At 64.3% G+C, this 709-nt stretch carries 1 pseudogene; it reads right to left on the reverse strand.

Annotated elements, in window-relative coordinates:
- Positions 1-26: 26 nt before the first annotated feature.
- Positions 27-709 (reverse strand): annotated as a pseudogene (locus AACY08_RS27745) (hypothetical protein); the annotation flags it as partial.

Below are 709 nucleotides of genomic sequence, written 5' to 3' on the forward strand. Positions count from 1 at the left end.
GATATGACTGACAGGGTTCGCACGGTTCACACCGGGACGCCGGCCGCGCGTAGTTGTTCGGTGAGTTCCCGGGTGTGTTCGGGATCGAGCGTGCCTGCGAGCAGGGAGCGGACATCGGATGGCCGGGCGCCGAGGTGGGCGGTAAGCGTGACGGCATCGTAGCCGTTTCGGGTCAGCGTCGGTTCCAGGTCGTCGATCGCACGTGACAGCACCTGCTCGACGATCCCGGCGGTGACGGGCTTTGCGCCCAACCGGAAACCCTGCTCGAAGGCAAGCGTCAGGTGCATCTCGATCTGGAGCGGAGTACGCAGGCGTTCGGCGATGAGGTCGATCGCGTCCTCGTCCATCAGGTCGGCGACCTTCACCCCCTCTGCCGCGCACGCACCGAGCAACCAGGCGACATAATCCCGACGTGCCGATCCGATCCCCTCATAGTCGAAGGTCGTGGTCCGGTAGCCGATCTCCTCCATCTGCGGGCGGCGCAGATCGTTGCGCAGGCGCGGATGCCCGACAAGCAGGACCGACAGCAGCACGCCGGCATCGGCGGGGGTGGCGACTTCGGCAGCGTTGGCCAGGGCCTCCAGCCGGGCGTACCACAGCGCCGGCATCATGCGGAAAAGGTCGGTCGAGCGGTTCTGGATGCTTTTCATGACCTTTAAATCGCGTCTGGAGGCGTTTTGTTCAATCGCGTTAACCGACTGTAATACTA

This window comes from Pseudomonas sp. EL_65y_Pfl1_R83 (assembly GCF_963970695.1).
Classification (GTDB): Bacteria; Pseudomonadota; Gammaproteobacteria; order Pseudomonadales; family Pseudomonadaceae; genus Aquipseudomonas; species Aquipseudomonas tritici.